Origin of the sequence: Planomicrobium sp. YIM 101495 (genome assembly GCF_009707665.1) — a bacterium.
GTDB lineage: Bacteria > Bacillota > Bacilli > Bacillales_A > Planococcaceae > Planococcus.
In genome coordinates, this window is record NZ_WLZW01000001.1 from 337,012 (window position 1) to 350,131 (window position 13,120).

The 13,120-nt window shown below is 48.5% G+C and carries 11 protein-coding genes; 10 read left to right on the top strand and 1 reads right to left on the bottom strand.

Annotation, left to right across the window (positions count from 1 at the left end):
- The first annotated feature begins 38 nt into the window (after positions 1–38).
- The 4 genes from deoD (at position 39) to GIW82_RS01790 (ending at position 3,582) form a co-directional block, all read left to right on the top strand.
- Positions 39–743: a purine-nucleoside phosphorylase gene (deoD, locus tag GIW82_RS01775; RefSeq protein ID WP_154748208.1), complete on the top strand. Its 705-nt coding sequence runs from the start codon at positions 39–41 to the stop codon at positions 741–743.
- An 84-nt stretch (positions 744–827) separates the two neighbouring features.
- The gene (locus GIW82_RS01780; RefSeq protein WP_154748209.1) at positions 828–2,372 is read left to right on the top strand and encodes a lmo1851 family serine protease; all 1,545 of its coding nucleotides are present in this window, start codon (positions 828–830) and stop codon (positions 2,370–2,372) included.
- Positions 2,373–2,467: 95 nt separating this feature from the next.
- Complete coding sequence (locus tag GIW82_RS01785) at positions 2,468–3,349, top strand: CobW family GTP-binding protein (protein ID WP_154748210.1); 882 nt, start codon at positions 2,468–2,470, stop codon at positions 3,347–3,349.
- The gene (locus GIW82_RS01790; protein WP_154748211.1) at positions 3,346–3,582 is read left to right on the top strand and encodes a hypothetical protein; all 237 of its coding nucleotides are present in this window, start codon (positions 3,346–3,348) and stop codon (positions 3,580–3,582) included. Before GIW82_RS01785 ends, GIW82_RS01790 begins: the two co-directional genes overlap by 4 nt.
- 268 nt (positions 3,583–3,850) lie before the next feature.
- Here GIW82_RS01790 and GIW82_RS01795 read toward each other — a convergent pair whose 3' ends face one another.
- The gene (locus GIW82_RS01795; RefSeq protein ID WP_154748212.1) at positions 3,851–5,200 is read right to left on the bottom strand and encodes an MATE family efflux transporter; all 1,350 of its coding nucleotides are present in this window, start codon (positions 5,198–5,200) and stop codon (positions 3,851–3,853) included.
- Positions 5,201–5,293: 93 nt separating this feature from the next.
- Here GIW82_RS01795 and GIW82_RS01800 point away from each other — a divergent pair, with 93 nt between their 5' ends.
- From GIW82_RS01800 to GIW82_RS01825, 6 genes are all read left to right on the top strand, one after another.
- On the top strand, positions 5,294–6,373 hold the full coding sequence (locus GIW82_RS01800) for an undecaprenyldiphospho-muramoylpentapeptide beta-N-acetylglucosaminyltransferase (protein ID WP_154748213.1): 1,080 nt from the start codon (positions 5,294–5,296) through the stop codon (positions 6,371–6,373).
- Between the two features lie 30 nt (positions 6,374–6,403).
- A complete protein-coding gene (gene dapF / locus GIW82_RS01805; RefSeq protein ID WP_370455958.1) occupies positions 6,404–7,360 on the top strand; it encodes a diaminopimelate epimerase in 957 nt (318 codons plus the stop codon).
- 229 nt (positions 7,361–7,589) lie between these two features.
- The gene (locus GIW82_RS01810; RefSeq protein ID WP_154748214.1) at positions 7,590–10,400 is read left to right on the top strand and encodes a 2-oxoglutarate dehydrogenase E1 component; all 2,811 of its coding nucleotides are present in this window, start codon (positions 7,590–7,592) and stop codon (positions 10,398–10,400) included.
- Positions 10,401–10,494: 94 nt separating this feature from the next.
- The gene (gene odhB / locus GIW82_RS01815; RefSeq protein ID WP_370455959.1) at positions 10,495–11,748 is read left to right on the top strand and encodes a 2-oxoglutarate dehydrogenase complex dihydrolipoyllysine-residue succinyltransferase; all 1,254 of its coding nucleotides are present in this window, start codon (positions 10,495–10,497) and stop codon (positions 11,746–11,748) included.
- A gap of 244 nt (positions 11,749–11,992) precedes the next feature.
- Complete coding sequence (locus GIW82_RS01820; RefSeq protein WP_154748215.1) at positions 11,993–12,190, top strand: DUF6501 family protein; 198 nt, start codon at positions 11,993–11,995, stop codon at positions 12,188–12,190.
- A 91-nt stretch (positions 12,191–12,281) separates the two neighbouring features.
- Positions 12,282–13,118 (top strand): AAA family ATPase, encoded by an 837-nt coding sequence (locus GIW82_RS01825; protein WP_154749551.1) that lies wholly within the window; start codon positions 12,282–12,284, stop codon positions 13,116–13,118.
- Positions 13,119–13,120: the final 2 nt, after the last annotated feature.

The following is a 13,120-nucleotide window of genomic DNA, read 5'->3' on the forward strand; positions in this document are numbered from 1 at the left end:
ATTAGTACGAAATATTATTTGAAACGAGGTTTTTATCAATGAGTGTTCACATCAATGCAAAAAAAGGCGAAATCGCTGACACGATCTTACTTCCAGGAGATCCGCTTCGCGCGAAGTACATCGCAGAAACGTTCTTGGAAGATGTCACAATGTATAACGAAGTACGTAACATGTTCGGTTATACAGGGACTTACAAAGGCAAGCGCATTTCTGTTCAAGGAACAGGCATGGGTGTTCCATCTATCTCAATTTACATCACAGAATTGATGCAGGAATACGACGTACAGAAATTGATCCGCGTCGGTACTTGTGGTTCGATCCACGCAGACGTAAAAGTACGCGATGTTATTATCGCACAAGGCGCTTCTACGGATTCGAAAATGAACGAAATCATTTTTGGGGGAATCGACTATGCACCACTTGCAGACTTCGACCTTTTGCTGAAAGCGTATAACGCTGGGAAAGAAAAAGGCTTGAACTTGCGCGTAGGTAACGTGTTCACAGAAGATGTTTTCTACAACGAATTCGCTGAACACGAAAAATGGGCGCAATATGGCGTACTTGGTCTTGAAATGGAAACAGCTGCACTTTACACACTAGCTGCGAAATTCGGACGTAAAGCATTGTCTGTCCTGACAGTAAGTGACCACCTTCTTACAGGTGAAGTAACTTCTGCTGAGGAACGTCAAATCACATTCAATGATATGATCGTTGTTGCACTTGACGCTGCGATCCAAGAATAAGGTAAGATAAGAAAAGGCTGTGTACGCAGTCTTTTTCTTTAATCACATTTGTGAAAAAGGCTTGAATGAAAGTGGTGAAAGCGAATGGATGAAAAGCGTCCTGATGAACAGCAAGAACAAACTCCGCCGACACAAGAGCAACCGGCGCATTTTGTCCAAATGAAGACCTTTTCCTTCATTATGCTGATATTCTCGGTCATCTTGCTAACTGCTGCTATCACCGTGTTCGCCTTAACATTCGGCGACGACCGTGCAGTGGAAGTAAGTTCACCGGAGCGACAGGAGTTCCAGAAGCTGTACTCAGCGTATGATCAACTCCAACGTGAATATTTCGAAGATGTGGAAAGTGAACAATTGATCAACGGCGCAATCAACGGCATGGTCGACTCACTTGGCGACCCATATTCTGATTACATGAACGAACAGGAAGCATCACAATTTCTAGAAGGAGTTTCTGCGAGTTTCCAAGGAATCGGTGCAGAAGTCCAGGAGCGTAACGGTTATGTGACGGTTGTCTCTCCAATCAAGAATTCGCCTGCTGAAAAAGCAGGCGTGATGCCGAATGACCAAATCATCGCTGTTGATGGTGAAAGCATTCAAGGCTTCAGTGCTTCAGAAGCGGTCATCTTGATCCGCGGTGAAAAAGGCACGGAAGTTACATTGACGATCCAACGCGGTGAAAACAGTGAGCCGATCGAAATTACCATTGTCCGCGATGAAATTCCGATCGAAACGGTTTACGCGGAAATGATCGGTGACGGTGTTGGCCACATTCAGATTACGAGCTTCTCGGAGCAGACATTCGATGAACTGATGAAGGCGATTGCTGACCTTGAAGATGAAGGCATGAAAGCAATGGTCATGGACGTTCGACAAAACCCAGGCGGTCTCTTGACTGCAGCGCTCGATATCTCGAACTTGTTCATCGAAGAAGGCAAGGAAATGTTCGAAGTCCAAAGTAAAGGTGGCACGCCGGAAGTCTACATGGCGACACCCGGAAGCAAAGTCAAAATCCCGGTCACATTGCTGATCGATGGAGGCAGTGCATCCGCTTCGGAAATTCTTGCAGGAGCGATGAGCGAATCGGCTGATATCAAACTTGTCGGTGAGAAGACGTTCGGTAAAGGAACAGTCCAGACTGCCAATGATATGGTGGACGGCTCGAACTTGAAATTCACAACGGCTAAATGGCTGACGCCTGACGGTAACTGGATCCATGAAGAAGGAATCAAACCTGATGTCGAAGTCGCTTATCCGGATTATATGTTCTTGAGCATTTTGGATACTTCACTCGAAATGAAACAAGGCGCACTTTCTGCACAAGTACGGACAGCTGAGCAAATGCTCGAAGCTGTCGGCTATGAAGTCGGGGAAGTCGATGGTTCATTCGATGAAGCGATGACAGAAGCGGTTAAGAAATTCCAGGAAGACAACGACCTGGAAGTGAACGGGATCCTGACAGGAGATACATCTTATGCAGTAATGGATGCACTTCGTCTGAAGCTCGAAGAAGATGACCAAATGCTTCTGGAAGCCAAAAAGATTGTAATGGAACAAGCGGGTATCACAGCGGAACAACCAGCGGATGAGGAAGCTTCCGAGGAAGAATCTGAAGAAGACGCTAAGTGATCTAGCTGAGCCATGAGAAAAGGACCCAATTGCGGGTCCTTTTTTCTTCAATCTGCGTGAATTGGAATGAATGCAAGGAGAAAGGGTGTACAATTTTGGTTGATGTATATTTGATCAGTGGCTTCCTGGGGAGCGGCAAGACGACGTTATTGAAACGACTTTTGATGCAAGTAAAAGAACAAGGGCTGAAACCGGCTGTCTTCATGAACGAAGTCGGGGCGTTAAATATCGATTCGCAGGAAGTGGAAGATGATGTCCCGATGAAGGAACTGCTGGACGGCTGTATTTGCTGTACGGGCTCTGAGAAGTCGGAAGCGCAGATCCAGACACTGCTCGCCGGACCGGCGTTCGATGTCTTGATCATCGAGACGACAGGAGCAGCACATCCAGTTGAAGCGATGGAAGCGATCTTTTCCCCGTTGTTTGCCGAGAAGCTGAACTTCAAAGGGATCGTCACAGTCGCTGATAGCAAACGATGGACGGCGAGAAATACGATGTCTCCGCAAATCCGTTCACTGTTTCTTGAGCAGATCCGCCATGCTGACCTTTTGCTTGCGAACAAGATGGACTTGTTGAGCGAATCGGAGCAGGCACAAGTCATTTTTGAAATGCAATCACTGAACCCGAAGGCGCGTATCGTCCAGACGGTCCAGTCGAAAGTCGGTTTTGCAGAACTGCAGAAACTGACCGCAAGCGAGAAGAGGCAATCCGAGTCGTTACCGCTCAGCAAGCTGAACTTGAAAGCGGAAGTCATCACGTTCACAGCCCCTGTGAAGCGTGAACGTTTCGAGGAATGGGTCAAGTCGCTGCCGGATGATGTATACCGCATCAAAGGATACGTGCCGCTGGAGGGCAATAAATATCCGCACGCATTCCAGTATGCTTACGGAATGATCCAGTGGCTGCCGGAATACATGAAGATGCCGCCGCAGATCGTGGTCATCGGCGAGCACCCGGAGCAGGTCGGACGTCCATGATCGAGGCGTACCGGAAATTATGGCAAGACCGCGCATCTGTCATGGCAATCGAATCACAGGAGCAATTGGATGCGCATATCCGCGCCGAGTTGGCAGATGAACTGACGCATCCAAGGCTTCGCCGTACGAAAGCGGAAAAGCTGGCGATTGCGCTGGAACGGATCGCCCAGTCGGATCTGACCGAAGTGGAAAAGCAGGAACTTCGCGTACGATATGAGAAACTTGCTCTGTAAGTTGGACTAAAGAATTAGCGTTTTAGCAATTTGGAAGAATTCGCTCCAGGATGAAAAGATATGGAGTAAAACAGCGGAGACTCCTGTGGGATAGCGCAGTGCCGAGATCCACTATGGAGAGCGAAGCGATACAGAGTTAGCTCGATGCAAGCCCACTGGACGCGGAGCTGTTTTATGGAATATCTATAAAGTATTAAGTTCTACTTCTATAGTGAAAATTGAAGAAACGAAAGGCCGTGGGAAATGATGCATTTCCCACGGCCTTGTTTTATATATGACGCATTTTCTTTTGCACCATCAGCAGACGGATCGACAGCGTGATGGCACCGGCGGTCAGTCCGAGAATGAGACCGATCCAATACGCAAATGGTCCGATGCCGGTCATGCGATCAAGTAAAATACCGCTAGGCAAGCCGATGACCCAATACGAAATCAGCGCCATGACGAATGTGACGTTGACGTCCTTATAGCCGCGAAGTGCACCTTGGACAGGGGCTTGAATCGCATCGGACACTTGGAACAGTGCTGCGAAGACAAGGAATGCCATCGCGAGTTCAATGACCTCAGGATCTGATGAGTAAAGAAGCGCGATCTTTTCCCTGAATACGTAAAGCAGAATTGCGGAGATGGTGCTTGTAATGACCGCTGAAGCGACGGCGAGCCAGCTATAAACTTTGGCGTCCTGGAACCGCTTCGCCCCGATCTCGTAGCCGACGAGGATCGTTGCGCCCATCGAGATGGAAAGTGGAAGCATATACAAAAGTGCCGTAAAATTCATTGCGATCTGGTGGGCAGAGATGGTCACGGTTCCGTATACACTCAGCATCAACGTGACAGCAGAGAAAATACTTGTCTCCGCAAAGATGGAGATGCCGATCGGAACTCCGATGCGGGCGATACCAAGCCAGTGCTTGAGGGAAGGCTTCGCCCAGTCGCGGAGAATCCGGAAGTTCGCGAATGGCGGCTGTTTCCAGACGATGCCGACCGCGATGAATAGGACAACCCAATATGTCAAAGCGGAAGCGATCGCTGCACCTGCACCACCGAGTTCAGGAAAGCCCAAATTCCCGAAGATGAATAAATAATTGAGTAAGATGTTAATCGGTGCCGATACGAGTGCGATCAACATCGTTACGCGTGTAGAACCGAGCGCATCCATGTAATAGCGCAGCACTTGGTAAATGAATAATGGAAGAAGGCCGAAGCTTAAGTAGAAAATGTAATCGCTCGCCACCTGTTCGACCGCAGGTTCCAATGAGATGAGCCCGAGAACGGAATCCATTCCGAAATAAAAGGCGACGAAAATGATGACCGCGATAAACGCAGAGAGGTATATCCCTTGCTGGACGGCGCTCTTTACATCGTCTTTTTTCTTCGCGCCGATCAATTGTGCTACAATTGGAGTGATGGACATCAAGATACCGGCGAGTCCGATATAGACGGGTGTCCAAAATGAAGAACCGATCGAAACGCCGGCAAGATCTTCTGTGCTGTAGCGTGCAGTCATGTAAATGTCGAAAAATGTGATCAAATACATGGCGATCTGCGTGATTAAAATGGGGAAGATGATTTTGAACATCATTTTCAGTTTTTCTTGTTTCGTCGCAGTTTCGTGCAATTCGGTACCTCCTGAATAGACAAATTAAAAACAGTATAGCACACCCGGCGGGAGCAATCGCCGTGATTCTTAGATGGAAAGTGAGAACGATTTATGACAAACAGAACAATCGTATTGACCGGAGGAGGAACGGCGGGGCATGTTTCGCTGAACCAGGCAATCATTCCGGAACTAATGAAGAAGCAATTGAACATTGAATACATCGGTTCCAAAGAAGGAATCGAGAAAGAACTGATCGAAGGGGCATACGATGCAGTCCCGTATCATGCCATTTCAAGCGGGAAGTTAAGACGCTATGCATCAATAAAGAACTTCACGGATCCGTTCCGTGTCGGCCTTGGTTTTTTCCAGGCGCGTAAAATCTTGAAGAAGACCAAGCCGGTCGCAGTCTTTTCAAAAGGGGGTTTCGTCTCGGTTCCTGTCGTCATGGCAGCGCGCACGTTGAAGCTGCCGGTCGTCATCCACGAGTCGGATGTCACACCAGGACTTGCGAATAAACTGGCACTGCCGTTTGCGAGTCAGATCTTCACGGTGTTCAAAGAGACACTGAAGTATGTGCCTGCAGACAAATCGACTTGCACTGGAGCAGTCATCCGGACGGAACTGCTCCAAGGCTCCAAGGAATATGCACGTGAGCTGTGCGACTTTCAAGAAGACCTGCCCGTCCTGCTTGTCATGGGAGGAAGCCAAGGGTCAGTCATCATCAACATGGCAATCCGCAACAATTTGGCGACATTGACGGAGCGCTTCAATGTCATTCACCTAACAGGGAAAGGCAACAGTGAACCGTCTTTGGTGGACCACCCACGATACCGCCAGTTCGAGTATGTGACGGATGAATTGACGCACTTACTGCATTTCTCGGATTTCATCGTCTCGCGCGCGGGTTCCAACTCGATCTTCGAATTTCTGGCACTGAAGAAGCCGATGCTGCTCATCCCGCTATCCAAGCTGCAAAGTCGAGGAGACCAGCTGCTCAACGCAGATCTGTTCAAGCGCCAAGGCTTCGCGCATGTTCTAGAGGAAGAAGAACTGACGCCGGAACGGTTCATGACCGCAATCGGCAACTTGCAAGCTGAGGAAGACATTCTCGTCGAAAACATGAGCAATGCAGAAATGCCGAAAACAGCTGAGAAGATGACAGAGCTTATTTTGCAGTATTCGAATTTGTAAGACCCAATCTAAGTAGAAGAGGGTGAGTCGGTGGAGTATTCGTTATTGAAAGTACATGGTTCAAAAAACACGTTTTATTTGCTCGAAGCAGAGGATCGCGACTGGAGCGCTCTTGCAATGCAAGTATGTGCATTGGATGCGGATGCGGACGGCTTGTTGGTCGTTTCTCCTTCAAAGGATCACGACGCGAAAATGCGCGTCTTCAACCGTGACGGCTCCGAAGCATCGATGTGCGGCAACGGGCTACGCTGTGTGGCACGGTATGTGTGTGAACGTGACGAGGTGAACAGTGCTGTCATTGAAACGATGAAGGCAGCTTTACATGTTCGGAAAGAACAGGAACTGGGTGAAGGCATCCCGACGTACGCAGTCGAGATTTCACCTGTGCTGTTCAATTTGTCGGCACTACCAATGCGTTTTGACGATAAAGAGGAGCTGCAGGGTGAACGGTTGCCATTTATGGAAGACGACATCGCATTTACAGCAGTCGCTGTGCCTAATCCGCACTTGATTGGCATTGTTTCACCGGAATATCAATCATCCTCCGCACATCAGGAGGAATGGGCATCCTATTTCAACGGGGACAACCCATATTTTCTTGACGGAGTGAATGTCAGTTACGTGACACCTGTGGAAGACGGGATCTTCGTCCGGACATTCGAGCGCGGCGTCGGCTTCACGAATGCATGTGGAACAGCGATGACCGCTTCCGCACTTGTTTCGGTATTGACCGGACATGCGGATTTTGGGGAAGTGACTGTCTACAATCCAGGGGGCATGGTGAAGTGTACCGTTCGTGAAGAAGGCGATTCATTCGCACTTGAGCTGAAAGGGAATGCGACATTCCTGTCAGCACACGTTTTCGAATGGAGTGAAGAAAATGGAAGTGGGAAATTTTTGCGGGAAGAAATGCGTGGAGAACAAGAAAAATACGACCATTTCAGCGAAGAAGTGATAAAAAGATCGCGCGAATTATTTGTTAAATGACGGCTTCGGCTGTCTTTTGACCGATGAAAACGCTTACCTTCGAAACGCCTGATTTTTATAATGAAAAACCATTGTTTTTTTTCTTGGAAGTAGTAAGATTGATATGGAAATTCGTTCTCCCCGTTCAGCCCACTATGCTTTATGTATGCAGCGAAGAGTGCTAAAATAAGGGAGATTAAATAATTATAAAGTGACTGCCTAGAGGCAAACTAGTGGAGGTAATTTTTAAATGGCTAGCAACTATTCAGATGCAACGTCTCCTTGGGGTAAAATTACGGGTCCCAACCTTGGATACGTAATGGAAATGTACGATCTCTACAAAGAATCTCCTGAACTGCTCGACCCTGAATTCGTCGAATTGTTCGAACAATACGGACCGCCTATGGAAGAGGCTGTACAGCCAGCCGTAAGCGCAGATGTAGAACCGAACCAATTTGCAAAAGTTCTTGGTGCGATCCAGCTTGCTGATGCGATTCGTGCACAAGGACACCTAGCATCGGATATTTATCCGTTGAATGATCGTGAGAAAGATACTTCACGTTTGGAACTATCAGCTCATGGATTGACAGAGCAAGATTTGAAAGCGGTGCCGGTTTCATTGCTGCTTGCAGATGCACCGAAAAACGTTACGGATGGTCTGGAAGCGATCAACTATTTGAAGGCCCTTTACACGGACAAGATCGCTTATGAATTCTCCCATGTGGTCAATGTCGAAGAGCGCAACTGGCTCCAGACGAAGATTGAAGCGGGCGATATGCAGCCATCATTTGATGTGGACAAGAAAAAGGCTTTATTGGACACATTGACGAAAGTCGAAGGATTCGAGAAGTTCATCCACCGCACATTCGTCGGCCAGAAACGTTTTTCCATCGAAGGTGTCGACACGCTTGTGACATTGATGGACGAACTCGTTCAACTGTCTGAAAAGAACGGAACAGAGAAAATTTTGATCGGGATGGCGCATCGCGGTCGTTTAAATGTGCTTACGCATATTTTACGCAAGCCGTACGAGATGATGTTCGCTGGCTTTGCTCACATCGGTGACGAAGCATTCCTGCCGAAAGATGGCTCTCTGGAAATCACGAAAGGCTGGTTCGGCGATGTGAAGTACCACATGGGTGCTTCGTTGACGTCGGCAGCGGGTACGAACATTAAGCTTGCTTATAACCCGTCCCACCTTGAAGTCGTTTCCCCGATCGTCACAGGTCAAACACGTGCGGCTCAGGAGACAGTTGATGAAAAAGGACAACCGAAACTTGATACGGAGAAAGCATTCTCGATTCTTGTACATGGTGATGCAGCATTCCCAGGACAAGGAATTGTCACAGAAACATTGAACTTCAGCCGTGTCGATGGATACCGCACCGGCGGATCGATCCATATCATCGCGAACAACATGATCGGGTTCACGACTGAACAGTACGATTCCCGTTCAACTCATTATTCTTCCGACCCTGCAAAAGGATTCGAAGTTCCAGTCATTCACGTGAATGCGGATCATCCGGAAGAAGTTGCCGCAGTTGCACAATTGGCATTCGAATATCGCTCGAAGTTCGGCAAGGACATTTTGATCGACTTGATCGGATACCGCCGCTATGGTCATAACGAAATGGACGAGCCACTCGTGACGAATCCACTGATGTACCACCGTATCCACAAACACCCGACAGTCCGCGAACTTTACGGTAAGCAACTGGCGGAACAGAACGTACTGACAACTGACGAGGTTTCGGAACTTGATGACAAGGTCCAGAAGATGATGCAGCAGTCATATGATTTCGTCAAAGAGAACCGCTCGGACGACGAAGGCAAAATAATGATTCCGGAAGGCGTCGTGAACGGCTATCCAGAAGTTCCGACCGGAGTTTCAAAAGACAGCTTGATCCGCCTGAACGAGGAATTGCTGCAATGGCCATCTGAATTCAGCGCATTCAAGAAGCTTGCACGCATCTTGAAGCGCCGCGAAGATCCGTTCAACGGCAAAGGCAAAATCGACTGGGCACACGCTGAAACGCTTGCGTTCGGTACGATTCTGCAGGACGGCTATCCGGTCCGCATTACGGGACAGGATGCTCAGCGTGGAACGTTTGCACATCGCCACATCGTCTTGCACGATGATCAAGATGGCAGTGAATTGATCCCGCTTCATCACATCTCGGATGCAAAAGCGTCATTCTCGATCTATAACAGCCCATTGAGCGAAGCATCCGTGCTTGGTTTCGAATACGGCTACAATGTCGAGAACGAACGAGCGCTTGTCCTGTGGGAAGCACAGTACGGGGATTTTGCGAACATGGCACAAGTAATGTTCGATAACTTCATTTCTTCTTCACGTTCGAAATGGGGACAGAAATCAGGTCTTGTTATGCTTCTGCCACACGGTTATGAAGGACAAGGACCAGAGCACTCAAGTGCCCGCCTGGAGCGTTTCCTTCAGAACTCGGCCGAAAACAACTGGACTGTAGCCAACCTTTCAAGCGCGGCTAACTACTTCCACCTACTTCGTCGTCAGGCGAAAATGCTGGAAGAAGATTCGATCCGTCCGTTGGTGCTTGTGTCACCTAAATCATTGCTTCGCCACCCGCTTGTCGGCGCTGAAGTGGAAGATTTGACTGAAGGCAGCTTCCAGACGATCATCGAACAGCCAGGCCTTGGCAAGTCGAAGAAAAAAGTCGAACGCATCTTGTTTGCAAGTGGTAAGATGGCCATCGATTTGGCAGAGCGCGTGAAAGATGGCGAAGGCTTCGATTCGCTTCACATCGTACGCGTCGAACAGTTGTACCCATTCCCATCTGAGAAGATTGCGGAAGTCGTGGGGCGCTATCCGAATGCGAAAGAGCTTGCTTGGGTTCAAGAAGAGCCAATGAACATGGGATCTTGGACGTTTGCAGATCCTTACTTGCGTGAAATTGCTGGTGACAAGCAAGAAGTCACTTACTACGGTCGCGTGAAGCGCCAAAGCCCTGCAGAGGGAGACGGCGAGTCGCACAAAGTAGAACAGACACGCATCCTTGATGAAGCGTTGAAACAAGCTGAATAAATGAATGAGGAAAGAGCGTGCTGCTGCGGCAGCCGCTGCTTCTTTATGACATAAAGCAAATTGTAAATGTGTGAAATCCTAAGGAGGAATTTTTGTGGCAGAAATCAAAGTACCAGAACTAGCAGAATCGATTACAGAAGGAACGATTGCCCAGTGGCTGAAACAGCCAGGCGACACAGTTGAAAAAGGCGAATTCATCGTTGAGCTGGAAACGGACAAAGTAAACGTTGAAGTCATTTCTGAAGAAGCGGGTGTCGTGCAAGAATTGATGGCAGCTGAAGGCGATACTGTCGAAGTCGGCCAAGTGATCGCAATCGTAGGAGCTGCTTCCGGAGCAGCTGCAACACCGGCACCAGCTGCAGAAGAGTCAGCGAAACCAGCTGCACCTGAAGCACCGGCAGCACCAGCAGAGCAAGCAGCACCAGAAGCAGAAGAAACTTCCTCTGACCGCACAATTGCTAGCCCGGCAGCACGCAAATTGGCTCGCGAAAAAGGCATCGATCTGGCTGCAATTTCACCTGTTGATCCAATGGGCCGCGTACGTGTGCAAGACGTTGAAGCACATGCATCGAAACCGGCTGCAAGCGCTCCGGCTGCGAAACCGGCAGCACCAAAAGCAGCGACACCTTCTTCTGACGAAGAGAGCGGTCGCGTAGTTCGAGAGAAAATGTCACGTCGTCGCCAAACAATCGCTAAACGTCTTTTGGAAGTTCGCCAAAACACGGCGATGCTGACAACATTCAACGAAATCGATATGACGAACGTCATGGCACTTCGCAGCCGCAAGAAAGACAAATTCCAACAGGATCACGACGGAACACGTCTTGGCTTCATGTCATTCTTCACAAAAGCTGTAACTGCAGCGCTTAAGAAATATCCTTATGTAAACGCTGAATTGGACGGCACTGACCTTCTTTTGAAACAGTTCTATGATGTAGGAATCGCAGTTTCAACTGAAGAAGGACTCGTAGTTCCGATCGTTCGCGATACAGACAAGAAAAACTTCGCTGAAATCGAAGCAAGCATTGCTGATCTTGCGAAAAAAGCGCGCGATAAGAAGCTTTCAATCGCTGACATGTCTGGCGGTTCTTTCACAATCACAAACGGCGGCGTATTCGGTTCATTGATGTCTACACCAATCTTGAACGGTACACAAGTCGGGATCCTTGGCATGCATACGATCCAAAAACGTCCGGTAGCAATCGGCGATTCAATCGAAATCCGCCCAATGATGTACGTAGCACTTTCATACGACCACCGCGTCATCGACGGAAGCGATTCAGTCGGCTTCCTGAAAATGATCAAAGAATTGATCGAAAACCCGGAAGATCTATTGCTTGAGTCTTAATCAAAAGTGAAACCAATTGCCGGTCCGCTAGTTGTTGCGGTCCGGTTTTTTTATTTTCTGTGTGATGATTTCCAGTTAATCGGCATTACTGTCCGATTTGGATGGAATACTGTCCGCAGCAAAAACTCCTATCAAACCAGCTTTGAATTCCAGTGGTAATTGCTTTAAACTGAGGAAGACGGTCCGCGCATATTAGCCGGGCTACACAACATATATACGTACAATCCAAAGGAGGTCAACCCAAATGATCCATACAGAATGGCAAACAAAAGAAACGACACGTGAAGTGACATGCAACCATACCGATGCGGCAAAATTCCTTGTGTCGAACGTCTTGACGCCTGGGAAATCATATCCGGTCATTAACGAAACTGAGGAATTCATTTTCGTTGTTGACAACACAGGTAAAGTTGGCGGCTTTTACAAAACATATTTCGAGTAAGTATTCAATAGGAACAAATCTAAAAGGCCGATGACCATAATCGGCCTTTTCTTTGAAGGAAGGTTTTGTAGTGGAGATCGTGAAGCAGGAAATGAAAAAGAGAGAAGCACGCGAACACGGTGAATTCGAGCAATTGATCGGAACAGGTGGCTATGTCGCACCAAAAAAGCATGCGTGGGAAGATTTATTGACGGCATTCGTATTGCGTAAGCCTGTTCTTTTGAAAGGCCCGACTGGTGCAGGGAAGACGAAGCTCGCAGAAAGCGTCTCAGCACTGTTTAACCAGCCGATGCAAAGCGTCAACTGCTCCGTCGACTTGGATGCGGAAGCACTCCTTGGCTTTAAGACGCTCGTCCAGCGAGACGGGAAGTCGGAGATCGAGTTCATCGACGGTCCGGTTATTACGGCGATGAAGCAAGGGCACATTCTCTACATCGACGAAATCAATATGGCGCGTCCTGAAACGCTGCCGATCCTGCATTCGGTGCTCGATTACCGGCGCATGATGACGAATCCATTCACGGGTGAATTCATCCGTGCACATGAAGATTTCGGCGTTATCGCAGCGATCAACGAAGGCTATATCGGAACAGCACCGATGAACGAAGCATTAAAAAACCGGTTCGTTGCGTTTCCGATCGGTTATTTGTCCGGTGAAGAATTGAAAGCGCTATGGAACCGGGAATTTCCGGATGCAGCACCCGAAATGGTCCGGTGGATGCTGTCGCTTGCAGCTGAATTGCAGACACAAGTATGGAACGGCCTCCTGTCAGAAGAAGCGGCTTCGATCCGCAGCTTGCTCGATGCCACAGCACTTGCACAATACATGGATCCGATGCGCGCGATTCGTTATGCCATCGCGGAGAAGCTAGAGGATGAAAGCGAACGTCAATTATTGCTCGATTTAGCACAAACGTTAGGCAAGTAGGT